Source organism: Cylindrospermopsis sp. CR12 (assembly GCF_001432185.1).
GTDB lineage: Bacteria > Cyanobacteriota > Cyanobacteriia > Cyanobacteriales > Nostocaceae > Raphidiopsis > Raphidiopsis raciborskii.
In genome coordinates this window covers 1-22452 of the sequence record NZ_LMVE01000134.1, presented here as the reverse complement: position 1 = coordinate 22452, position 22452 = coordinate 1, and the positions used below count along the sequence as shown (strand labels likewise).

General features: G+C 40.7%; 20 protein-coding genes, 2 tRNA genes and 1 pseudogene. 14 read left to right on the top strand and 9 right to left on the bottom strand.

Translation table 11 applies throughout. From position 1 onward, the window contains the following. Nucleotides 1–58: 58 nt before the first annotated feature. Nucleotides 59–199 (top strand): photosystem I reaction center subunit VIII, encoded by a 141-nt coding sequence (psaI, locus tag ASL19_RS17025; protein ID WP_071985341.1) that lies wholly within the window; start codon nt 59–61, stop codon nt 197–199. 42 nt (nt 200–241) lie between these two features. Here the strand turns inward: psaI and ASL19_RS15940 are convergent. Together ASL19_RS15940 and ASL19_RS15935 are read right to left on the bottom strand one after the other, a co-directional pair. Continuing rightward, nucleotides 242–326: transfer RNA gene (locus ASL19_RS15940), tRNA-Ser, on the bottom strand. A 62-nt stretch (nt 327–388) separates the two neighbouring features. Continuing rightward, nucleotides 389–1216 (bottom strand): carbohydrate ABC transporter permease, encoded by an 828-nt coding sequence (locus ASL19_RS15935; RefSeq protein ID WP_057179084.1) that lies wholly within the window; start codon nt 1214–1216, stop codon nt 389–391. A gap of 138 nt (nt 1217–1354) precedes the next feature. On the opposite strand from ASL19_RS15935, the gene ASL19_RS15930 reads away from it, so the two are divergent. From ASL19_RS15930 to folE, 5 genes are all read left to right on the top strand, one after another. Beyond that, nucleotides 1355–2059, top strand: a complete 705-nt coding sequence (locus ASL19_RS15930; protein ID WP_057179083.1) for an aldehyde oxygenase (deformylating) — start codon at nt 1355–1357, stop codon at nt 2057–2059. Between the two features lie 114 nt (nt 2060–2173). Beyond that, nucleotides 2174–3193 carry a long-chain acyl-[acyl-carrier-protein] reductase gene (locus ASL19_RS15925; protein ID WP_006276489.1) on the top strand — a complete coding sequence of 340 codons (1020 nt, stop codon included), beginning with the start codon at nt 2174–2176 and terminating at the stop codon, nt 3191–3193. 54 nt (nt 3194–3247) lie between these two features. Next, nucleotides 3248–4228, top strand: a complete 981-nt coding sequence (locus ASL19_RS15920; RefSeq protein WP_057179082.1) for an acetyl-CoA carboxylase carboxyltransferase subunit alpha — start codon at nt 3248–3250, stop codon at nt 4226–4228. A gap of 333 nt (nt 4229–4561) precedes the next feature. After that, nucleotides 4562–5287, top strand: a complete 726-nt coding sequence (locus tag ASL19_RS15915; RefSeq protein ID WP_057179081.1) for an SDR family oxidoreductase — start codon at nt 4562–4564, stop codon at nt 5285–5287. A 39-nt stretch (nt 5288–5326) separates the two neighbouring features. Next, entirely contained in the window at nt 5327–6034 is a 708-nt protein-coding gene (gene folE / locus ASL19_RS15910; RefSeq protein ID WP_057179080.1) for a GTP cyclohydrolase I FolE, read from the top strand. Between the two features lie 40 nt (nt 6035–6074). Here the strand turns inward: folE and ASL19_RS15905 are convergent. Both ASL19_RS15905 and ASL19_RS15900 read right to left on the bottom strand, forming a co-directional pair. Beyond that, a tRNA-Arg gene (locus ASL19_RS15905) sits at nt 6075–6148 on the bottom strand. Between the two features lie 53 nt (nt 6149–6201). After that, nucleotides 6202–7299, bottom strand: a complete 1098-nt coding sequence (locus ASL19_RS15900; protein ID WP_057179079.1) for a tocopherol cyclase family protein — start codon at nt 7297–7299, stop codon at nt 6202–6204. Between the two features lie 97 nt (nt 7300–7396). Here ASL19_RS15900 and ASL19_RS15895 point away from each other — a divergent pair, with 97 nt between their 5' ends. Beyond that, nucleotides 7397–8947, top strand: coding sequence for a SagB/ThcOx family dehydrogenase (locus ASL19_RS15895; protein WP_057179078.1), 1551 nt, complete (start codon nt 7397–7399; stop codon nt 8945–8947). On the opposite strand, the gene ASL19_RS15890 is transcribed toward ASL19_RS15895, so the two are convergent. The 4 genes from ASL19_RS15890 to ASL19_RS15875 form a co-directional block, all read right to left on the bottom strand. Next, nucleotides 8917–10452, bottom strand: coding sequence for a cryptochrome/photolyase family protein (locus ASL19_RS15890; RefSeq protein ID WP_057179077.1), 1536 nt, complete (start codon nt 10450–10452; stop codon nt 8917–8919). The genes ASL19_RS15895 and ASL19_RS15890 overlap by 31 nt on opposite strands. A 32-nt stretch (nt 10453–10484) precedes the next feature. Next, entirely contained in the window at nt 10485–11840 is a 1356-nt protein-coding gene (gene murF, locus ASL19_RS15885; protein WP_057179076.1) for a UDP-N-acetylmuramoyl-tripeptide--D-alanyl-D-alanine ligase, read from the bottom strand. A 100-nt stretch (nt 11841–11940) separates the two neighbouring features. Beyond that, nucleotides 11941–12078, bottom strand: coding sequence for a hypothetical protein (locus ASL19_RS18340; RefSeq protein ID WP_057179075.1), 138 nt, complete (start codon nt 12076–12078; stop codon nt 11941–11943). A 235-nt stretch (nt 12079–12313) separates the two neighbouring features. Continuing rightward, entirely contained in the window at nt 12314–13222 is a 909-nt protein-coding gene (locus ASL19_RS15875) for a histone deacetylase (protein WP_006276481.1), read from the bottom strand. Nucleotides 13223–13719: 497 nt separating this feature from the next. Here ASL19_RS15875 and gyrA point away from each other — a divergent pair, with 497 nt between their 5' ends. The 6 genes and pseudogenes from gyrA to lnt all read left to right on the top strand — a co-directional run bounded on the left by gyrA (nt 13720) and on the right by lnt (nt 20294). Continuing rightward, entirely contained in the window at nt 13720–16323 is a 2604-nt protein-coding gene (gyrA, locus tag ASL19_RS15870; RefSeq protein ID WP_057179074.1) for a DNA gyrase subunit A, read from the top strand. Next, nucleotides 16304–16525, top strand: coding sequence for a hypothetical protein (locus tag ASL19_RS15865; protein WP_057179073.1), 222 nt, complete (start codon nt 16304–16306; stop codon nt 16523–16525). The genes gyrA and ASL19_RS15865 overlap by 20 nt, the downstream gene beginning before the upstream one ends. A gap of 30 nt (nt 16526–16555) precedes the next feature. After that, on the top strand, nt 16556–17422 hold the full coding sequence (gene yhdJ / locus ASL19_RS15860) for an adenine-specific DNA-methyltransferase (RefSeq protein ID WP_057179072.1): 867 nt from the start codon (nt 16556–16558) through the stop codon (nt 17420–17422). Continuing rightward, nucleotides 17422–18549, top strand: coding sequence for a hypothetical protein (locus ASL19_RS15855; protein WP_057179071.1), 1128 nt, complete (start codon nt 17422–17424; stop codon nt 18547–18549). The genes yhdJ and ASL19_RS15855 overlap by 1 nt, the downstream gene beginning before the upstream one ends. A 19-nt stretch (nt 18550–18568) precedes the next feature. Further along, a pseudogene (locus ASL19_RS18855) lies at nt 18569–18688 on the top strand (DNA gyrase C-terminal beta-propeller domain-containing protein); the annotation flags it as partial. Nucleotides 18689–18752: 64 nt separating this feature from the next. Further along, the gene (lnt, locus tag ASL19_RS15850) at nt 18753–20294 is read left to right on the top strand and encodes an apolipoprotein N-acyltransferase (RefSeq protein WP_057179104.1); all 1542 of its coding nucleotides are present in this window, start codon (nt 18753–18755) and stop codon (nt 20292–20294) included. A gap of 14 nt (nt 20295–20308) precedes the next feature. Here lnt and ASL19_RS15845 read toward each other — a convergent pair whose 3' ends face one another. Next, nucleotides 20309–21037, bottom strand: a complete 729-nt coding sequence (locus ASL19_RS15845) for a DUF1995 family protein (RefSeq protein ID WP_057179103.1) — start codon at nt 21035–21037, stop codon at nt 20309–20311. 222 nt (nt 21038–21259) lie between these two features. Between ASL19_RS15845 and ASL19_RS15840 the strand changes: the two genes are divergently transcribed. After that, entirely contained in the window at nt 21260–22387 is a 1128-nt protein-coding gene (locus ASL19_RS15840) for an alkene reductase (RefSeq protein ID WP_057179070.1), read from the top strand. Nucleotides 22388–22452: the final 65 nt, after the last annotated feature.

Sequence of the window (22452 nt, the reverse complement as noted above, 5' to 3'; positions counted from 1 at the left end):
AGGGTGAAAATTGTGCAGTAAACTCCTAAGATGACCTCGATTTTCAAGGATCCTTACTATGTCAGGTTCATTATTTCCCTCTATTTTGGCTTATTCTTCATTTTTGCCTTCGATTTTCGTTCCTTTAACTGGTTTAGTTTTACCAGCAGTTGCCTTCGCTTCTTTGTTTTTATATATTGAAAGCGAAGATATTGGCTAGTTGAGGCTCCTACCGACCGAAAAGTCGGTGGGTGTGCTTTAACGGAGAGGGGGAGATTCGAACTCCCGGAGGTTTTAGCCTCATCCGATTTCAAGTCGGACGCAATCGACCACTCTGCCACCTCTCCAGATTATTAAGATACAACACAAGACATTATAACCAATAATTTAATTTTTGGCAATGGTTGGTTTAACTTTTGATTCCCGTAGATCCAATCCCCTGGATCAATTGCTTTTGTCCCACAAAGAATAATACTAATACTGGAACAGTAGCAATGGTAACTGCTGCCATCATTAATGGCCAGTTATTTGTAAACTGCTCTTGAAATCCTGCTAAAGCTAGTTGTACCGTCATTAATTCTGGTCTGGTAGTAAACATTAAAGGTTTAAACAAATCGTTCCACTCACCAATAAAAGTAAATAAAAATAAAGTTACCAAAGCCGGACGGGATAAAGGTAGAAGGATATACCAGAGGATTTGTAAGGGATTAGCTCCATCTAAAATAGCAGCTTCCTCTAATTCAAAGGGAATAGTGGCAAAATATTGGCGTAAAAGAAAAATCCCAAAACCATTGGCGGCGGTGGGTAAAATCATTGCCCAGTAAGTGTTAATCATATTTCCCCACTTCAATAGGAGGAAAATAGGAATAACCAGGAGCTGAAAAGGAATAACCAAAGTTGCTAGAATTAGAAGCAAGATGGCCTGTTTACCTCGAAATTGTAACCGAGATAGGGCGTAACCAGCTAAAGCAGAGGTAATAATCTGAAAAGCTGTAACTGCGATCGCCACTAGGGTAGAATTAGCAAAAGCCAGTAGAAACCGACCTCTTTCCCAGGACTCCAGATAATTGGCCCAAGTCCAACTTTTCCCTGTCAACCCCAGACTTTCACCCGCTGAAGAAAAAGAGGTGAGAAAAACAACGATCAAAGGTAGTAAAATGATAAGTGATCCAAGCAATAAGAGGAAAAAACTCCAAAAATGTTTGACCTTACCATTCCAGATCAGATGCAACAACATTGTTTATGACTCCATTTATGACTCAAAAATCATTGGTTTTTCCTAGTCTTACCATAGAAGTAAGGGTGGGGGCACAGAGTTGTTTCTATCCTTAAAATTTCAGTCTCAATATATATAGAGTGATGGAGTAAACATATCATGCAACAGCTAGTTGAACAAATTGAAAAAACTGATTTTCAGAGCGCGAAATATAAAGACGCTTATAGCCGAATTAATGCCATAGTAATTGAGGGTGAGCAAGAAGCACACGAAAACTACCTCACCCTAGGCGAACTACTGCCACCAAATAAAGAGGAGCTGATCAAGTTATCTAAGATGGAAAGTAGACACAAAAAGGGTTTTGAGTCCTGCGGGCGAAATCTATCTGTTAACCCGGATATGGAATTTGCCCGTCAGTTTTTCTCCCCCCTACATAATAACTTTCAAATCGCGGCTCAACAACCTAAACCTAAAGTTGTCACCTGTCTACTGATCCAATCCCTAATTATTGAATGCTTTGCGATCGCTGCCTATAATATATATATTCCGGTAGCAGATCCATTTGCACGTAAAATTACTGAGGGAGTAGTGAAAGAAGAATACACCCATCTTAATTTTGGTGAAGTTTGGCTAAAAGAAAAGTTTGAAGCATCAAAAGAGGAGCTAGAGGTAGCGAACCGTGAAAATCTGCCTATAGTATGGCAAATGCTCAATCAAGTGGCTGAGGATGCCAAAGTATTGGGGATGGAGAAAGATGCTCTAGTGGAGGACTTTATGATTCAATACGGAGAAGCATTAAGTAATATTGGGTTTACCACCCGTGATATTATGCGTCTTTCGGCTTATGGACTGGCAACCATATAGCCACGTCAAATCCTCGGTTGTAAAACCGGGGGTTCAAATAATTAAGAGTAAGGTGTTACTATAGAAAAATTGGTTCTGATTTCTAGCTTTTAACTGCACAATCTTATATCACTAATGTTTGGTCTAATTGGACATCTGACAAGTTTAGAACACGCCCAGTCCGTGGCTCAGGATTTGGGATACCCGGAATATGCCGATCAAGGGCTGGATTTCTGGTGTAGCGCCCCTCCACAAATTGTGGACAGTATCACAGTGACCAGCGTCACGGGTCAAAAAATCGAAGGAAAATATGTGGAATCCTGCTTTTTACCAGAAATGCTAGCAAATAGACGTATTAAAGCAGCAACCCGAAAAATATTAAATGCTATGGCTCATGCTCAAAAGCATAATATTAACATTACAGCTTTAGGCGGATTTTCTTCTATAATTTTTGAGAATTTTAATTTAGAACAGTTTAAACAAGTTCGTAACCTGACATTAGAGTTTGAAAGGTTTACGACGGGTAATACCCACACAGCTTACATTATTTGCCAACAGGTAGAGGTGGCAGCTAAACAGCTAGGTATAGAATTGAGCAAGGCAACTGTAGCAGTGTGTGGAGCAACGGGTGATATTGGGAGTGCAGTTACGCGCTGGTTAGATAAAAAAACGGATGTGCAAGAACTGTTGTTGATCGCCCGCAACCAGGAACGTTTGGAGAAACTACAAGCGGAACTGGGACGAGGGAAAATCATGGATCTACAACAAGCTCTACCTCAAGCGGATATCGTGGTTTGGGTAGCAAGTATGCCCAAGGGGGTGGAAATTGACCCAAAAGTTCTCAAACAACCATGCTTACTAATTGACGGAGGTTACCCGAAAAATCTGGGGACAAAAATTCAACATCCAGGGGTACATGTGTTAAACGGAGGAATTGTGGAACACTCTTTGGATATTGAGTGGAAGATTATGAAAATAGTCAATATGGATGTCCCTTCACGTCAGTTGTTTGCCTGTTTTGCTGAATCAATGTTATTGGAATTTGAGAAGTTATACACTAACTTTTCCTGGGGAAGGAATCAGATTACAGTAGACAAAATGGAGCATATGGGTCAACTATCCCTCAAGCACGGTTTTAGACCATTGTTAGTTTAGTAATGATGGAAAATACCCGATAATCAATAACTGATAACCGATAACTGACAGACCATGGCAAACACTGAACGCAAACCCCTACTGTTGGATTTTGAAAAGCCTTTGGCAGAACTAGCCAAACGGATTGACCAAATTCGCGAATTGGCAGATGAAAATGGTGTGGACGTATCCGGGCAAATCCGCCAACTGGAAACTAGGGCAATGCAACTGCGAGAAGAAATATTTAGCAGTTTAACACCCGCTCAAAAACTTCAGGTGGCTCGACACCCCCGAAGACCAAGCACCCTGGACTATATCCAGTCTATCAGTGATGAGTGGATGGAATTACACGGCGATCGCTGTGGAGGAGACGATCCAGCTTTAGTAGGTGGTGTGGCGCGTTTAGACGGACAGCCAGTAGTGATGTTAGGTCATCAAAAAGGTAGGGATACTAAGGATAACGTGGCCCGTAACTTTGGTATGGCAGCTCCAGGAGGATATCGCAAGGCCCTACGACTCATGGAACATGCCAATAAGTTTTCTATGCCTATTATCACTTTCATTGACACTCCCGGTGCTTGGGCAGGTATAGAAGCAGAACACCAAGGACAAGGAGAGGCGATCGCCTATAATTTGAGGCAAATGTTCTGTTTTGATGTACCAATTATTTGTACAGTAATTGGTGAAGGTGGGTCCGGTGGTGCTTTGGGTATTGGAGTGGGAGACAGACTGTTAATGTTTGAACATTCAGTGTACACCGTTGCTACTCCAGAAGCATGTGCAGCAATTTTGTGGAAAGATGCCAGCAAAGCTCCACAAGCTGCGGTAGCACTGAAAATCATTTCTCAAGATCTGAAAAATTTAGGTATTATCGATCAGATTTTGCCAGAACCTCTAGGTGGAGCTCATGCAGACCCCCTAATGGCGGCGAATAATCTTAAACAAGCCCTGTTAAATAGCCTAGACGAGTTAAACAGACTAACACCATCGGAACGTCGTCAGCTCCGTTATGACAAGTTTAGAAAAATAGGTGTGTTTCATGAGGTGGGTCACTAGTAACCCATGCAATAAATTTTCTCCCAAAAATAACAACCAACTATATCTAACACTATGGTAACATAAAAGAAAGTATGGACAATATTTGGAGTTGATCCAGATGGAGTTTGACTGCGTCAATTAGAGTACGCGAACAAAAACGGTTCTAATGAATCCCCGTCTCTTTAGAGACAGGGAGAAGTCAATTTTCCAAATGCTAACCCATCTCTGACAAAGCGCGCAAAGAGTAACCCTGTGTTGACCCTGTCCAACAGTGATTGACACACACAATCTTGTACGGAACTAATTAGGGGTAGGGGGTAGCCCCTAGCACCGGCAAAAATTGGAGATAGAATGAGTTTTGAGAAGAAAAAACGGGCTTTGATTACTGGTGCAAGTGCTGGAATTGGCAAAGAAACAGCTATAGCCTTTGCTAAAGAGGGGATAGATGTTGCATTAGTGAGTCGTTCCCAAGAAAAATTACAGGGGGTAGTAGCAGCAGCAAAAGCAGCAGGAGTGGAAGCAAAAGCTTTCGCGGTTGATTTAAGTTGTGTTTCCCAGGTAAAAGCCAAAATTCAGGCGATCGCTGATGAATTTGGAGACATAGATATTTTGGTCAACAATGCTGGTATGGGATACACTGGCAATTTAAGTGACACTTCCCTAGAAGATTGGAGGAGAGTAATAGACTTAAATCTCACCAGTGTATTTCAGTGTACGATGGGAATTTTGCCCAGAATGAGACAAAGAGGAAAAGGGACAATTATTAACATAGCCTCTATAGCAGCTAAACAGGCCTTTGCTGGATGGGGGGTTTACTGTGTGAGCAAAGCTGGTTTACTGGCCCTATCTCAGACTTTAGCCCAGGAGGAGAGAGTTCACGGTATTCGAGTGAGCGCAATTTGTCCTGGGGCGGTCAACACCGAAATTTGGGATACAGAAACAGTAAATGCCAACTTTGACCGAAGTAAGATGTTAACTGCACAGACAGTAGCACAGACAATTCTACATAGTGCTTTATTACCCCAGGAAGCAGTAATTGAAGAATTAACTCTGATGTCTAACGCCGGCGTGCTTTGACTCGACAATAAACAATGACCAATTATCAAGACTAATACCATGACGATTGCTAGTTCTAACGGTTCCAGTCGCTTACAATCTCCGCTGATTCCTGATTTATCACAAGCTATCAGTACTAGACCTGACCGGAACACTCATAATGGTAAGCAGCCAGATCTGCACGAACCTTCGGAAGAAAGCATAGAGCAGATGAAAGCAGCTGTGCGAACCATGCTCATAGGTGTAGGAGAAGATCCGGAGCGAGAAGGACTTCTAAAAACACCCAAGCGTGTAGCAGAGGCGATGAAATTTCTCACCAGTGGTTATAATCAGTCCTTAGAGGAACTGGTCAATGGTGCGATTTTTAACGAGGGACACGAAGAGATGGTGTTAGTGCGAGATATCAACTTCTTCAGTCTTTGTGAACATCACATGCTACCATTTATGGGTAGGGCACACGTTGCTTACATTCCCAATCAAAAAGTAGTTGGGTTAAGTAAACTAGCTAGGATTGTAGAGATGTATGCTCGTCGTTTACAAGTGCAAGAAAGATTAACCCGACAAATTGCAGAAGCGGTTCAAACTATTCTTGAACCCAAGGGTGTGGCCGTGGTGATGGAAGCCACCCACATGTGTATGGTAATGCGCGGGGTGCAAAAACCCGGTTCCTGGACCGTTACCAGCTCTATGATTGGAGTATTCCAAGAAGAGCAAAAAACCCGGGAAGAATTTTTGAACTTGATTCGTCACCAAGCAGCATTCTTTTAGGTTGAGGGGAAATGGGGAATTTGGGGGAATATAAGGTAAACGGGACTGGTGCGACTTGAACGCACGACCTGTCGCTTAGGAGGCGACCGCTCTATCCAACTGAGCTACAACCCCAAAGAAGTAAAAAATTACTCCCCAATAAACTCCCCACAAATTATAACCTAGTTTTATTGAAATTGCCAACTATTTTCCCAACTATCACCGCCCACTTCCAAACCACAAACATCACTACTGGCTTTGACAATAACTGTGGAGTGGTTTTGATGTAAACGACGCAATTCCAGACTCACTTTTCCTTGCATGGTATCCCGACAACAGATAGCTAAGCCTTGATTAGTAGGAGCCCGCAGCAATGTACCCGGTAGGTCAGTTGTTCCGGTCACTGTCACTTCATACTTATAGTTTCTAGCTTGCATTTGCCAACTACCCCAAGGTTCAATTTGCCACGTGACCTGGGAATTCCAGGGGACAAACTCATAAAAATGTCCTTGATAATGAATGCCAATCATTCCTACCGATTCCATCCAGCATAATACACCACGCTTTCCCCCACCAGCAGTCAAAGCTAAATCCGTTTCGTAGTCAAAACAGTTACAATTGATCCAAAACCATTTCTGAGGGAAAGCTCCCCCCCAGTTTTTCTCTCCATAAGCTGGTGCATTTGTGAATTGGTATATCTTACCATTCCAGTCTATATAACCACTAGCCAAACCATGAGCCATTAAGATCTGCCACCCTGGTTCAAAGATTTGTAAAAAAGATAACCATCCCGCTGTAGACTGTTGGGGGTAATTAGGCTGACCCCAACCATAAATAGGTTTGATTTCATACTGCCAGCGACAGTAATTACCGGTTCCAGGATCGGTGATTATGCCTTGATTGAGAGTAGCTGTAGCTTGATAACCCTGTTGAATATGGGTTGTAAATTTATGGGGGGTAAGATATTGGGGTGTAATCTGTAGGTCAGTTTTTCCCCAATGTCCTAAAGCTAAAACATCTCGACTAGCCCAAAACGCTTTTATATCGGGAAACGTGCGCAATAAATAGCTATCATCTGGACCCAGAACTTGAGCAGCTCCCCCACTATGAGGTTGATTGGATATTGGGTCTTCAATGGAATACATGAAAGCAAATGTTTGACCAATTTCTGGGAGTGTCACACGATTATACCACCCTTCAAAAAATCTTCTACTTGTACCATCCCAGTGGTAACCGCTGTGGGGTGTTTGGGTTTTGAATAACAATAGGTTGCTTATATTGAGCATGATCTTCGATAAAATTGGCGCTAAAATTGCTCTATAATTCACACAGTAGGAGGATAAAAAACTAGGATTCGGAATTTTCTAGGGATAACCAACAACAATGACACAAATACAACCATCTATTGCCGAATACTACCACGAACAGACAAAATATGATCCGGAGAGCTTACGACAAAAAAGCCAATATTTAGATTGGAATAAACAACCAGTCCCCTTCAAAGAGTACAAAATAGGATCCGACTTTGAATTAAAGTACTATCTGAACAAGAAACTGGAGGATTTTAGCAACAATTCTTCACAGCAATGGTGGTGGAGACTGTCAGAATTGTTATTTTGTAGTTATGGGCTAACAGCAAAAATCCCTTCTATGGGTAGTACAGTATACCTACGTTCCGCACCAAGTGCGGGAGGATTGTATCCTGCAGAATTATATGTCGTTTCTCGTGGGTTACCCTTACTACCTGCAGGACTTTATAACTATCAATGTCGGACACATTCCCTAAAACAATTTTGGGACAGCGATGTTTGGGAGAATTTGCAAGCTGCTTGTTTTTGCCATTCTGGTTTAGAAAATAGCCAACTAGCAATAATCACAACAGCTGTTTTTTATCGTTCCGCATGGCGTTACCAAGATAGGGCTTATCGGCGTATTTTTTTGGATACAGGACATCTTTTAGGTAACATTGAATTGGCTGCGGCAATGACGAACTATAGACCCTATTTAATAGGGGGTTTTATGGATGAAGCAGTTAACAATCTATTATATGTTGATTCTCGTCAAGAAGCAGCAACAGTAGTTATAGGACTATTAGATTTATTAAAGGAGCCAAAAAAATTTCCTTCGCAAAAAATCGCTCTTCCATCTTTGACTACCAGGGATTATCCTCCCATTCCCGACGGAGAAATATTAAATTATTTGCATTTACATACTCAAATTAAGTCAGATTTACAAACTGAGAACCCAGAAGGTAAAACTACCATCAGCGATTATCAAAATAATGATAACTATTTAGATGACAAATATAATTTTTCCTTTTGTGATAAATTTTCCACGCACAGTCTACCAATTAATTGGGGTAAAAATTTGGGATATCTAGCTGAAACCATGTATAAAAGACGTTCTACCCGATCTTATAGTGGCGAAAAGCTAAAATTCGATGAACTGAAACTTCTCCTAGATTTTACCTATCAACCACAAAATTATCTTGACCAAAATTTGGATAGTCATCCAGATTATTTCGATTTAAATTTAATTGAAACATTTATCGCTGTTTCTGGAGTCGACGGATTAGAACCTGGTTGCTATTATTATGCACCAAAGGCTCAAGAATTAAGGCAAATTCGCTTCAAAAACTTTCGTAGTGAGCTACACTTTCTCTGTTTAGGACAGGAATTGGGTAGAGATGCAGCAGCTGTCATATTTCATACTGCTGATTTAAAAAAGGCAGTGGATAAGTATGGAGACCGGGTTTACCGTTATTTACATCTTGATGCAGGCCACCTAGGACAAAGACTAAATTTGGCAGCAATTCGTCTTAATTTAGGTGTTAGTGGTATTGGTGGTTTTTTTGATGATCAGGTTAATGATATTTTAGGTATTCCTATTGATGAAGCAGTTGTCTATATTACTACATTAGGAAGACCAAGATGATTTAATCTGTACGCATCAGACTGTTTTTGCATCATGGCTAATTCTTCAGGAGGAATTCGATCTAACTGGGATAGGATTAAATTTAATCGCCCTTGGGACTGGAGTTTTTGTCGGTGACGGGCTAAAAAATCCCAATAAAGGAAGTTAAAGGGACATGCACCCTCACCGGTTCTAGCTTTGGGATTGTAGACACACCCACCACAATAATTGCTCATTTTATTAATGTAGTTCGCTGAAGCAGCATAAGGTTTGGAAGCTAATAATCCCCCATCAGCAAATAAACCCATACCTATGACGTTGGTTTGCATAACCCAATCATAGGCATCAATAAAAACAGCATAAAACCAGTTCACTACGGACTGAGGTGAAGTTCCTAGGATTAGATTAAAATTGCTTAATAGCATCAATCTTTGGATGTGATGGGCATAGCCAGTATGGTATATTTGCGCCAGGGTTTGATGTAGGCAGTTTAAATCTGTTATTCCTGTCCAAAACCAATGAGGTAGAGGTTGATTGTGGTTAAACCAGTTACTCTGAGTATAGTTAGGGTCTCTTTTAGTTTCATACATATATAATCCGCGCATGTACTCACGCCAGCCCAAAATTTGCCGGATGAACCCCTCCACGCTATTGAGATTTAGCTGGCGTTTGTTGTATTCTTCTTGGACAGCTTGAATTACATCCATGGGGTGAAGTAAACCCAGGTTCAGATAGGGGGATAGGAGGGAGTGCCATAGGGTATCTTCTCCCGTTACCATGGCATCTTGGTAAGGCCCAAAGTCCGGTAGATGGGTTTCCAGAAAGTGGGATAAAACCTTGCGGGCCTGGGATCGGGTCACTGCCCATCTAAAAGTGTCCACCTCTCCATAACCATGGGGAAAGTGGTTCCGCACATGGGTAATTACTCCTTGTGTGGTAGGATCAGGAGGGAACCAAAGAACAGGGGGAGATATGAGGCCCTTCTTAGGTGGTTTGCGATTCTGTTTATCTAAGTTCCATTGCCCACCAATAGGTTTTCCCTCTTTCATTAGCACATTAAACCGCTTGCGCCCTTCCCGGTAAAAGTCTTCCAAAAGTAATCGCTTGCGTCCCTGGGCCCACTGGGTAAATTCTGACTCTTTCCATAAGAATAGGTTATTGGGTAACCAGTGGATAGAACAGGTTAGGTTGAGCTGATTGATAAATTGGATGAAGGGGCGATCGCTTGGTTCCATGATCCATAGTTCAGTAATACTATGGGTTTGTTGCCAGTTAGTCAGGGCACTGGAGAACTCAGGAGCTATCTCATAGGTAACTTGCCATCCCTGCTGGCCCAGTTCCCGGGCAAAATGGCGCATTGCTGACCATACCAACACCAGTTTTTGACGGTGGTAGGGACGTTTCTGGGCATAGGCCATGGATTCGATGAGAATAATCGAGATCTGGTGACGTTGTATGGTCAACTCTTGTAAACCTGGGTGGTGAAAACTGAGTTGATCTCCTAAAATCCAAATTCCAATGGTCATTTTTCAACCTGCTTTCATAAATTTGTCCATTATTAAGAATTTATCTCCCCGCAGAATTGCTGAACAACTTTTTCTAATCCAACGGAATGAGCAGCTTTAAATAATAAGCGATCGCCTGGTTGTACATAGGTTTTTAATAGGGAAACCAAATCACTATGGTTATGACAACGTTCGCAGGGTATCCCCTGAGCACTAGTGACAATTGTTTCTGCATCTGGACCATCGACTAAAACTAATAAACCATCCAGGTTCAATTTTTTTACTGTTTCCCCCACTTGTTGATGCAGTTTAGTGGATCTTTCTCCCAATTCTTTCATAGCACCCAAAACAGCAATTTTTCTCGTTCCAGGAGTCTGTGCTAATAGCTCTAAAGCTGCTAACATTGCTTCTGGCGCAGCATTATAGGTTTCATCTAAAATCATAATGTCCCTGGGCAACTTCCAACTTTGCGATCGCCCTTGTGGCATAGTCACGTTTATTCCAGCTTCTAACAGTTTCCAATCCACATCTAATACTTTAGCCACTGCTAGTGCTGCTAAAAAATTACTCCCATTATGAACTCCAGGTAGGGGTAAGGGTAAAGTCATTCCCCCTACTTCTATCTTTTGATAATCCACTAACTTCCCTTGAATATCTCCTCCAGAAAATCCATAAGTAATTACTTCACCCGACCACACCTGCTTAGCAGTAGCCATTAATAGGGGATTATCATAGTTAAGAACCGCCACACTATCATTAGACATTTCCTCCAATAGCTCACATTTAGCTTCAGCGATCGCCTGTTCCGAACCTAGTAATTCAATATGTGCTGTTCCCACATTAGTAATTACACCTATATTCGGTTTAGCGATATGGGTTAGTTCTGCAATTTGCCCTCTCCCTCGCATAGCCATTTCTATCACAGCAAAATCATCCCCCTGAGATAATTCCAACAAGGTTTTAGGAACACCAATTTCATTATTGAAATTTCCATGGGTTTTGTGAACTTTTCCTCTTGTCCCCAATACCGCTGCAATTAACTCCTTGGTTGTGGTTTTACCCACTGACCCAGTCACTCCAATTACCGGAATCCCAAACTGACCTCTCCACCATTTAGCCAGTTCCTGGTATGCATTTAGAGTATTTGATACTTTTATTACAGGTAAATCAGGATAATTGTAAGTATAATCTACAATAGCGGCAACAGCACCTCGGGCGATCGCCATTTCGACAAACTGATGCCCATCAAATTTTTCACCTCCTAGGGCTAGAAAAATTTCACCAGGTTGCAACACCCTGGTATCTGTTTGAATACCCACAATAACCTGAGAAAGGCTGGATGAAGGTATATTGACGAGAGAAGCTGAGAGAGCAGCAGCTAATTGGGACAAAGTGGCCGTAACAGTCATAGGGACTAGGAGTATAACCAGCAGTTAATTGCGTTGATCATACAATATCATGTATCCACTTTCCCAATATATCTAGCTGGGATTTAGTATTGAGCTAAATTTAATGTTCTGCTGTTTTCTCAATGGTTTCAATCAGTGCCAAACCTATACTAGAAAGCAGAATTAAAGCAATTACCGAAAGTAAATAGGCATTAGTTAACATATATAGGGCCCTATCGAAGAAAATATAGGTGGTCATGGGTTAACCTTCAGAAACATTATGGGATTACTTTTGCCATGTAGTGCTATTTACGGATTCACACTCTGGTAGCCAGATTTTGCTAATTAAGTTTCCCAGTAATCATATCTTAACAAAACTTTAGCTAATTACCTCTTTTGTGAAGAAATTTATCTTTTTTGCCAAAAGTTCCCCATTTTTGAAGTCATGGCCTACATTTATATCCATCTATTAGAATTACAATCGATATAGTAAATCATAGACAAGCAGCAATGGTAGCATTAACTGATTTAGACAAGGATTCCAAATCATAACCACCTTCTAAACCAAAGAGAATTTTTCGGGTAACGCTTAGGCAATACTGAGTAAATAAGCCAAAATCTTCCGGTTGCAACCGGATACTGGCCAGGGGATCATTTTCTACTGCGTCATAACCAGCACTAATAATTAATATATCGGGGTTAAAACTTTTTAAAAACGGTAGGATTTGAGATTTCCATAGGGGTTGATAATCATTAATATCACTACCGGGTGCCAAGGGTAAATTTAAAACATTTTGATGGAAGCCAGTTTCCGTAGCTTTCCCTGTTCCTGGATAAGCAGGATACTGATGTAGGGAACAATAGGCAATTTCCCTATAGCCCTCCACTATGGATTGGGTACCATTGCCATGATGTACATCCCAGTCTAAAATGGCAACTCGATTAATTCCTGGTTGTTTTAAAGCATATAAGGCAGAAATAGCAGCATTAGAAAATAAACAGAATCCCATACCCATACTACTTTCGGCGTGGTGTCCTGGTGGACGTGCCAACACAAAAGCGGGATTTTTCTCAATCAATACCTGATTTATCCCATCTAACCAGGCACTGACGGCTAATAAAGCTATATCATAACTACGGGGAGAGATGGGAGTATCTCCATCCAAATAGCCTCCTTGACCAGCTATCTGTGCCAGTTTATGAATATAATTCGGACTATGGGCCATTTCTATCCAAGACATTAACTGGGGATTAACCGGTGTGGGAGATAACCACTGGATTTTCTGGGCAAATTCTGCCGTTTTCAAAGACTGGACAATTGCTGTTAACCTTTCTGGTCTTTCTGGGTGATAGCTCCCAGTTTGATGGTCTAAAAATTCTGGAGAATAGATGACTGGTAACATGGATGGGGAAAGAAAAATACTCAGGTTCTATCATTTAAGATTAACTTACATAGCATGTTTTTTGGTGAAATGTAGTGTATTCACCCTCCCAACTCTATACTAGCCAGGAAAACTGTTTGTTTAACTGGGACTTTTCCTGGCATTAAAACTCAATTTCCTATAGAACAACATTCTAATTATAAACTCTTAATAAACTCTACATTCCGAAATTGTACGGTTAAAATTAACGAAAAGTAAATATAGGGTTTTTCCGACCCATGGGCTACACCTATTCTTATGCCATGTTCGCTCTTAACTATTCCCTATCGTTTATTATTACCCTTTGATGATGTTTAGTGATATAATATCTGGGTTGAGCCATTTTGACCACAAGTTTTAGCAACAATGTGTTAGAATTATAGCTGAAACATGACAACTTTTCAAAATTAGTTGGAAGTAATTTTGCATTTTGTCAACTAACCAGGTTAAAATCTAGGATTTTTGGAGTTTTAAAGTCTATGACAACCTCACAGGAGAGGATTATCCCGACCGATTTACGACAAGAGATGTCACAATCTTACCTAGAATACGCTATGAGCGTCATTGTCGGTCGGGCGCTACCAGATGCTAGGGATGGTCTTAAACCTGTACACCGCCGCATCCTCTATGCTATGCACGAACTAGGTTTATTACATGATCGCCCCTTCAGAAAATGCGCTCGTGTGGTGGGGGAAGTACTGGGTAAATATCACCCCCATGGTGACACCGCTGTATATGATGCTCTGGTGCGAATGGCACAAGATTTTTCCATGCGATCGCCTCTGATTAATGGTCATGGGAACTTTGGATCGATTGACAATGATCCACCAGCAGCGATGCGATATACGGAATGTCGTCTTCAAGCTTTAACCAGTTCCTCTCTGTTACAAGATATTGAGTCGGAAACTGTTGATTTTATTGATAACTTCGATGGTTCCCAACAAGAACCAACGGTTTTACCTTCCCGAATTCCCCAGTTACTACTCAATGGTTCCTCGGGAATTGCTGTGGGAATGGCGACTAATATTCCTCCCCATAATTTGGGAGAACTGATAGATGGATTGGTAGCACTGATTCATAATCCGGAAATAACAGATACTCAGTTAATGCAGTATGTTCACGGTCCCGATTTTCCCACAGGGGCGCAAATTCTAGGAACATCAGCCATTAAGGAGGCTTACACCACCGGTAGAGGATCAATTACCATGCGGGGTGTGGCTACAATTGAAACCATTCAGCAACGTAACCGACCGGAAAGAGAAGCAATCATTATTACTGAATTACCGTACCAAACTAATAAAGCAGCATTAATTGAAAAAATCGCTGAGTTGGTTAATGATAAGAAAATTGACGGAATTGCGGACATTCGAGATGAGAGCGATCGCGATGGTATGCGCATTGTTATTGAACTAAAACGCGATTCCTATCCTCGTGTAGTATTAAATAACCTTTATAAACAAACTCCGTTACAAACCAATTTTGGTGCCAATATGTTGGCTTTGGTAAATGGAGAACCTCAAATACTAACTCTCAAGAATTTTCTCACGGTCTTTCTGGATTTTCGCATAGAAACAATTAATAGACGTACTCGTTACCAACTCAGAAAGGCTGAGGAAAGAGACCATTTATTACAGGGTTTATTAATTGCGCTTGCTCATTTAGATTCAATTATTAATCTAATTAGAAGTGCTCCAGATGCCCCCACTGCCAAAGGAGAATTAATTAATAGCTATGGTCTATCAGAGGTTCAAGCAGATGCGATACTACAGATGCAGTTACGAAGATTAACAGCTTTAGAAGCAGATAAAATTCGCTTGGAACACGAAGAATTGCAGTTACAAATTACTGACCTACGGGATATTTTAGACAGACGAGAAAGAGTACTAGAAATTATCGAGACTGAAGCTGGGCAAATTAAGACCCAGTTTGCCACACCCAGACGCACAACTATTACCCATGCAGAAGGGGAAATAGATGATATTGATCTAATTGCCAATGAAAAGGTTCTAATTCTGCTGACGCAGCAAGGCTACATCAAGCGGATGCCAGTTAGTACCTTTGAAGCGCAAAATCGAGCTACCAGAGGTAAAGCGGGAGCTAAAGTTAAGGATGATGATACTATTGAGCATTTCCTAACTTGCTGTGATCATGACAGTGTTTTATTTTTTAGTGATAGGGGTGTGGTGTATAGTCTCAAAGCCTATCAAATACCAGAGGGTTCACGCACTAGCAGGGGTACACCCATTGTTCAGATGTTACCTATACCCAAGGAAGAGAAAATTACTTCGATTGTATCCGTAAGCGAATTTAGCAGTGAAGAATATTTAGTTATGTTGACTAAGGGGGGTAACATCAAAAAAACCGCCTTGGAAGCATTCAGCCATATTCGCGCTAATGGATTAATAGCTATATCCCTAGAAGAGGGAGATCAACTACGATGGGTAAGACGAGCTAAACCGGAAGATAGTGTCATGATTGGTTCAAGACAGGGAATGGCGATTCACTTCCGCTGTGATAATGATCAAATGCGTCCCCTAGGTAGGGCTACCCGTGGAGTTAAGTCCATGAAACTGAAAACGGGAGATGAATTGATTGGTATGGACATATTGCCTGCTGCAATTCTTAACACCTTGAATACAGATACGGAAATGGAAGAAGAACCCACGGAAGTTGAGGAACTCAGCGACAATATTGAAGAAACCTCTAATATTGAGATAGCTACTGGTGAACCAGCTAATATCTTAGGTCCATGGGTACTAATTATTACCATAGGAGGTTATGGTAAGCGAGTGCCAGTGGGACAATTTAGACTTCAAAACCGAGCAGGTCAGGGACTTACAGCGACGAAATTCAAAAACCGCAAAACCAAAGACCAACTAGCAACTTTGCGTATAGTTAACCCTGATGAAGAAATCATGATGGCTACTAATCGTGGTATAATCATCCGTCAGTCAATCAATGCCATTTCCATCCAGTCCCGCACAGCTACGGGTGTGAGAGTGCAAAAACTAGATGAAGATGACGCAATTACTGGAGTAGCAGTGGTTCCCCCCGATGCTGGAGATGGTGAAGAGTCCGAGTAAACAAATACAAGAAAAGTTAAAACCTATACTTTTCTATATAGTACCTTTAAGTAGTGGCATTTTGATGGGAGTCACTGTTGCTCCTATCAATGCTTGGTTTTTAGCCTGGATCGCCCTGGCTCCATTATGGGTAATCGTGGTAAAATATACTCGAAAATCCCTCCCCTCAGCTTCCTGGTGGGCGATCGCCTATCATCAGTGAAGTAGTTCAGCAAGAAAGAATATTATTGACATGATGAACATTGAACGTTACGAGCATGGTGGTCACATTTTATTTCATGGTGATGCTTTAAGCACGTTGTCGAATCAGGTTGCTTCTCAGTCTGTGGACCTTATTTTTGTTGATCCCCCCTATAATATAGGAAAGCGTTTTTCAAATTTTTATGACAAGTGGGAATCTGAAGATAAATATGCAACATGGGTGTACAATGTACTTGAAGAGTGTACACGTGTATTAAAACCTAATGGAAGTATGTATGTTATGGCAAGCACTCAGGCCATGCCATACTTTGATCTTTACCTGAGAAAAACTATGACCATTCTCAGTAGGATAGTATGGCATTACGACAGTTCCGGAGTTCAAGCAACAAAATACTTTGGCTCAATGTATGAGCCAATCCTTTATTGTGTTAAGGATAAAGGTAATTATATTTTCAATTCAGATGATATTAAGATAGAGGCGAAAACTGGTGCAAAACGAAAATTAATTGACTATAGAAAAACCGTTCCTAGACAATATAATAGTGAGAAAGTGCCAGGCAATGTATGGTATTTTCCCCGAGTGAGATATCGGATGGAAGAATACGAAAATCATCCCTCACAAAAACCTGAGTCTTTGTTAGAAAGGATTATTCTTGCTAGTAGTGATCCGTCCAATATTGTTCTTGACCCATTTGCGGGAACTTTCACTTCTGCTTGTGTAGCCAAAAGGTTAGGAAGAAATTCCATTAGTATAGAATTTCAGGAAGAATATCTTAGGATTGGGTTAAGGAGAATTCTTGGATGGAAAGAATATAAGGGAGAAAAACTATTACCCCCATCGAAGAATTATGTTAGTAAGAAGACACAAAACAAATGTTATCCAGAGAGGTCTCTTTGATGCTGACACGACAGCATGAATTCACCGAAAAAATTGTTGAAATTCTGAACTACCACTTTGCAGATCAGGGGATTATAGTTTTGAGTTCTAGTGAGTTATTACAATATCTAAACATTAAAACACAAGCTGCTAATCGAGGTTCAAAATCGCGAGCAGGATTGGCAAATCATTATGCAGTTTGTGTTTTAGTCGAAGACTATCTCAATCATAAATTTCATATTAATGGGGGGTATGAAGATTATCAAGGTGCTCGGTTTGTGAACCTTTTTCGCAGACAAAGAGAACTACCATTTGGTAATAAACTTCAAAATCACGCTTTAAATCATCGCCTGAATCAAGAATTCAAGAAATACTTTCCGACAATACCCTATGTGCCTATAATAAGGGATACTAAAACCAGCAGATATTGGATTAACGAAAATCTTATTAAAATTTTAGTTAATGGGAATCAGATAAATATTGCTCAGTCCGTAAAAGATATAATTGATGCTTATGTACATGCACGGGTAAATTCATTTACTGACTTCATTATGTATTGTAAACGAATGATCAATATGCAACTTCAAACCCAACCTGAATATTTGGAATTCATCCAAAGCTTATTGAAGCCAAATATCGATGCAAGAATTTTTGAAATTGTCAGTTATGCGATTTTAAAGCAATACTATGGTGATCAAAAAATTTACTGGGGATGGTCATATGATAATATAAATGCTGAATACCTAATTTTGTATAAAACAGGTCGCACAAATGCAAATGATGGAGGTATAGATTTTGTAATGAAACCTCTTGGAAGATTTTTTCAAATAACAGAAACTGTTGATGTTGGAAAGTACTTTTTAGACATTGATAAAGTACAAAGATACCCCATAACATTTGTTGTTAAAACTGAACAAACACCAAAGGAAATCTTATATAAGATTCAGCAGCAAGCTGTCGCAAAATATAGTGTTAAAGCTATTGTCAAGAGATATATGGAATCCATAGAAGAAGTTATAAATATTCCGGAACTAATACGTCGATTTAATTTGATCTTGCAACAAGACAAAGGAAATTTAGTGATTGAGGAAATAGTTTTACAAAGTCACATTGAGTTCAATATGGAGACTGAGGATGTCCTAAAATAACTTGTAGGTCAATCAATGCGTTTCCATCCAGTCCCGCACAGCTACGGGTGTGAGAGTGCAAAAACTAGATGAAGATGACGCAATTACTGGAGTAGCAGTGGTTCCCCCCGATGCTGGAGATGGTAAAGAGTCCGAGTAAACAAATACAAGAAAAGTTAAAACCTATACTTTTCTATATAGTACCTTTAAGTAGTGGCATTTTGATGGGAGTCACCGTTGCTCCTGTAAATGCTTGGTTTCTAGCCTGGATCGCCCTGGCTCCATTATGGGTAATCGTGGTAAAATATACTCGAAAATCCCTCCTTTCAGCTTGCTGGTGGGCGATCGCCTATCATGGAATAGCTTTATCATGGATTACAGGTATTCACCCCATGAATTGGTTAAATGTTCCCTGGTGGCCAAGTTTATTAATTACCATCTTTTGTTGGTCATTTATTACCTTGTGGGGAGCATTATTAGTCGGACTATGGGCATTTTTGATGGTTAGGTTAAATCGCCAAAAACCCTGGTTACGAGTTTTAATCGGTACAGCTTTGTGGTGCGGATTAGAAAGTTGGTGGAGTACAGGTTCCCTATGGTGGAGTTCTTTATCTTACACACAGTCCCCGTACAATCTAGCACTTTTGCATTTGGGGCAACTTTCCGGTCCTAATACCATTACAGCAGTAATTGTAGCTGTTAATGGACTAATAGGTGAGGCATGGATATGGCAAAATCAGAAAAAAAGAGAATTAATCAGTACAGGCAAACAATGGAATGGAGTCACTAGGTTTAATAAAGTAGTGATAGGGTTGATTAATAGATATTCTATTTTAGCAGTTATTTTATTAATTGTCTCCCATATTTTAGGATCAATCCTATATTTCCAGCCATATTCTCAACCATCGGATAATCGTCAAAATTCGGGTTTAAAAATAGGGATTATTCAAGGTAACATTCCTAATGAAATCAAATTGCTTCCCCAAGGATTTACCAGAGCAATTACAGGTTATACTAATGGTTATATCAACCTAGCAAATCAAGGAGTAGATGGAGTATTAACCCCTGAAGGTGCTTTGCCATTATACGATAAGAATTTGGGTAATACACCTCTGTTGGATGCAGTTAAACAAAAAGGAGTGGTGGTGTGGATAGGGGGTTTTGGGAGAACTGGAACGAGCTACACCAATAGTTTATTTAATATCAATAGTCAGGGAAAAATTACCAGCAGATATGATAAATCTAAACTAGTTCCCCTGGGTGAATTTGTGCCTTTTGCCGAGATTTTTGGCAATTTAGTTAAAAGACTATCACCTCTGGATGAACACCAAATACATGGTACCAAACAACAAGTTTTTGATACTCCATTAGGTAGAGCAATTGTTGGTATTTGTTATGAATCTGCTTTTACAGAAATATTTAGATACCAAGCTAAGAATGGGGGAGAATTTATTTTAAGTTCATCCAATGATGCTCATTACACAGCAGCAATGGCGGATCAACACCATGCCCAGGATGTAATGAGAGCAATTGAAACAGATAGGTGGGCAGTTAGGTCTACCAACACAGGTTACTCAGCTTTTGTGGATCCCCATGGTAAAACCTTATGGAAGTCGGGATATAATGTTTATGAAACTCATGCAGAAACTATTTATCCACTTCAAACCCAAACCTTGTATGTGCGATTTGGTGACTGGATTATGCCGTTACTGCTAGTGTTAGCATTGCTGGGACTGGTATATAATTCGTTAGTCCGAATGTTATAATTAAGCTTTGCGTACTAACTACTTAAAGCCTTAATAAATCTTTGTAAGCTTTTAAACACAGTAGGCTTTTTGCTTGCTGTGATCCCGGTTTCTGGTTGTCCCTTGATTAAAATTGAGTCTATCTCATCTCCAGAAGGTTTTTGAGGTAGTTCAGCAATTTTCTGGTACTCACCATCGGTTTCCAACCATATTTCCCAGTTTCCAGGATAGGAACGCATGAGGGCGCTTTGTTCATCAATAGGACGTAGATAATAGCAAGATTCAATGGTACTAATAAAACGCCTGCGGGTTTCCCGTGCAGCATAACCAATACCCACCACACTAGAGTCTTCCAACCGGGGATTTAACATCACAAAAGGACGTTCACCAATGATTTGACAGAGTTTTTCCAATTGAGCTACTTCTACCGGTGTGGGAGCTATGAACAAGAAAATCTCATCCTCCGGTTGAATTTTTGATTCCGAAGAAGCAGCTCTTCCCGTACCGATATCCGTAATTTTAAAGGGTATATCACCCCAATCTCGACGAGCTAAAGCAGCAGCACCCGCATCAGCAAAAAAGACCTTGAGACGAGATTCATATTGGGTAAACAGGGGGAGAAATTGTTCAGCGACTGGCATAAATTGCAGTTCTGGGAAAAGCAACTCTACCTGTATTCGCGTTTTACCATCAGACAAAGCCGATCTTACCGCTGCACGGGATTGGGCAATTGCTTCTTCTAGGGTTTTGGGTAGTTCAGTCAAGGTAGCCATGATCTTCTAGTATAACTCCAGGATGAAGATCCAGAAACATTTATTGTGCTGGTTGATTATATAGATTATATACTAGTCTAGCAGGAATACTATTGCCAATTTTGCCAAATATGTCTGAAACCCTATTGATATCCTTAGGATTTTATTGGGTTGAAAGCGGTTTCAGGACTTTGTAAGGTATTGAGAAACAAATTAATCTTTTAAGCAGCAATTATGACCAGTCTTTTCGATTCCCTCACCCTGGGTGAACTAAATATCCCTAATCGGATAATTATGGCTCCGCTAACCAGGATGCGCAGTCACCAACCAGGTAACATCCCCACTGCACTAAATGCAACCTACTATCAACAACGAGCTAGTGCAGGTCTGATAATCAGCGAAGCAACTCAGATCATCCCCGAAGGTCAAGGATACCCTGCTACTCCTGGAATCCACAGTCCTGAACAGATTAATGGCTGGTCGCTGGTAACACAAGCTGTTCATGAAAGGGGGGGAAGAATCTTCCTCCAATTATGGCATGTGGGCAGAATTTCCCACTCTTCTTTCCAACCCGATGGTCAAGCTCCCTGGGCACCTTCCTCTATTACTCCCCAAGGTAATACTTTAACTAGTAGTGGTAAGCAAGTTCCTTTTGAAACACCTCGCTCTCTCAGTGCCACTCAAATTGCCCATCTTTTGAATCAATATGAGCTTGCTGCTCAGCACGCTCAACAAGCAGGTTTTGATGGTGTGGAAATTCATGGTGCTAATGGTTACTTACTTGATCAGTTCCTCCAAGATGGCAGTAATCAACGCGTGGATATCTATGGTGGGTCGGTGGAAAATAGAGGTAGATTACTTTTTCAGGTGATTGAAAGATGTGTCAAAATCTGGGGTAAGGGTAGGGTGGGGGTCCGTCTATCTCCCTATGGCACTTTCAACGATATGAAGGACAGCGATCCTGTAAATCTTTTCCGCTATGTTGTTGAAGGGATTTGCAATGTGGGTCTTGCTTATATTCATTTGATTGAACCACGTTCTACCAGTGCTGGTGGTAGTGATAAAACCGATGAAAGTGCGCCCAGCACCGCTGTTCTATTTGGTCCAATTATCCAAGCTGGTTCCCTAGGTACAAAGCTAATATCGGCGGGCGGGTATAATCGTGCAGAAGCTCTATTGGCAATTGCGGAGCATAAAACTGATGCAGTAGCTTTTGGCAGGTTCTATATTTCTAATCCTGATTTAGTTGAACGTTTGAGAGAAAACCACCCCCTAACTCCCTACGAACGAGCAACTTTTTATGGAGGTAGAGAAAAAGGTTATACTGATTACCCAGTATTTTCATCGGGGAAAGATAGGTAAATTTTAAAAAAATAAAGACACCATTGGTGTCAGTCTCAAGGTTAAATAGAGCTGTTGGGAAATAA

Bases quoted from the DNA above. Each gene is read 5' to 3' on its own strand.
- ASL19_RS15875 (WP_006276481.1), bottom strand. From the start codon at position 13,222: ATGTTACCAGTCATCTATTCTCCAGAATTTTTAGACCATCAAACTGGG.
- ASL19_RS15920 (WP_057179082.1), top strand. From the start codon at position 3,248: ATGGCAAACACTGAACGCAAACCCCTACTGTTGGATTTTGAAAAGCCT.
- murF (WP_057179076.1), bottom strand. From the start codon at position 11,840: ATGACTGTTACGGCCACTTTGTCCCAATTAGCTGCTGCTCTCTCAGCT.
- lnt (WP_057179104.1), top strand. From the start codon at position 18,753: ATGGGAGTCACCGTTGCTCCTGTAAATGCTTGGTTTCTAGCCTGGATC.
- ASL19_RS18340 (WP_057179075.1), bottom strand. From the start codon at position 12,078: ATGACCACCTATATTTTCTTCGATAGGGCCCTATATATGTTAACTAAT.
- ASL19_RS15925 (WP_006276489.1), top strand. From the start codon at position 2,174: ATGTTTGGTCTAATTGGACATCTGACAAGTTTAGAACACGCCCAGTCC.
- psaI (WP_071985341.1), top strand. From the start codon at position 59: ATGTCAGGTTCATTATTTCCCTCTATTTTGGCTTATTCTTCATTTTTG.
- ASL19_RS15935 (WP_057179084.1), bottom strand. From the start codon at position 1,216: ATGTTGTTGCATCTGATCTGGAATGGTAAGGTCAAACATTTTTGGAGT.
- ASL19_RS15865 (WP_057179073.1), top strand. From the start codon at position 16,304: ATGGTGAAGAGTCCGAGTAAACAAATACAAGAAAAGTTAAAACCTATA.
- folE (WP_057179080.1), top strand. From the start codon at position 5,327: ATGACGATTGCTAGTTCTAACGGTTCCAGTCGCTTACAATCTCCGCTG.
- ASL19_RS15895 (WP_057179078.1), top strand. From the start codon at position 7,397: ATGACACAAATACAACCATCTATTGCCGAATACTACCACGAACAGACA.
- ASL19_RS15915 (WP_057179081.1), top strand. From the start codon at position 4,562: ATGAGTTTTGAGAAGAAAAAACGGGCTTTGATTACTGGTGCAAGTGCT.
- gyrA (WP_057179074.1), top strand. From the start codon at position 13,720: ATGACAACCTCACAGGAGAGGATTATCCCGACCGATTTACGACAAGAG.
- ASL19_RS15890 (WP_057179077.1), bottom strand. From the start codon at position 10,452: ATGACCATTGGAATTTGGATTTTAGGAGATCAACTCAGTTTTCACCAC.
- ASL19_RS15855 (WP_057179071.1), top strand. From the start codon at position 17,422: ATGCTGACACGACAGCATGAATTCACCGAAAAAATTGTTGAAATTCTG.
- yhdJ (WP_057179072.1), top strand. From the start codon at position 16,556: ATGATGAACATTGAACGTTACGAGCATGGTGGTCACATTTTATTTCAT.
- ASL19_RS15930 (WP_057179083.1), top strand. From the start codon at position 1,355: ATGCAACAGCTAGTTGAACAAATTGAAAAAACTGATTTTCAGAGCGCG.
- ASL19_RS15840 (WP_057179070.1), top strand. From the start codon at position 21,260: ATGACCAGTCTTTTCGATTCCCTCACCCTGGGTGAACTAAATATCCCT.
- ASL19_RS15900 (WP_057179079.1), bottom strand. From the start codon at position 7,299: ATGCTCAATATAAGCAACCTATTGTTATTCAAAACCCAAACACCCCAC.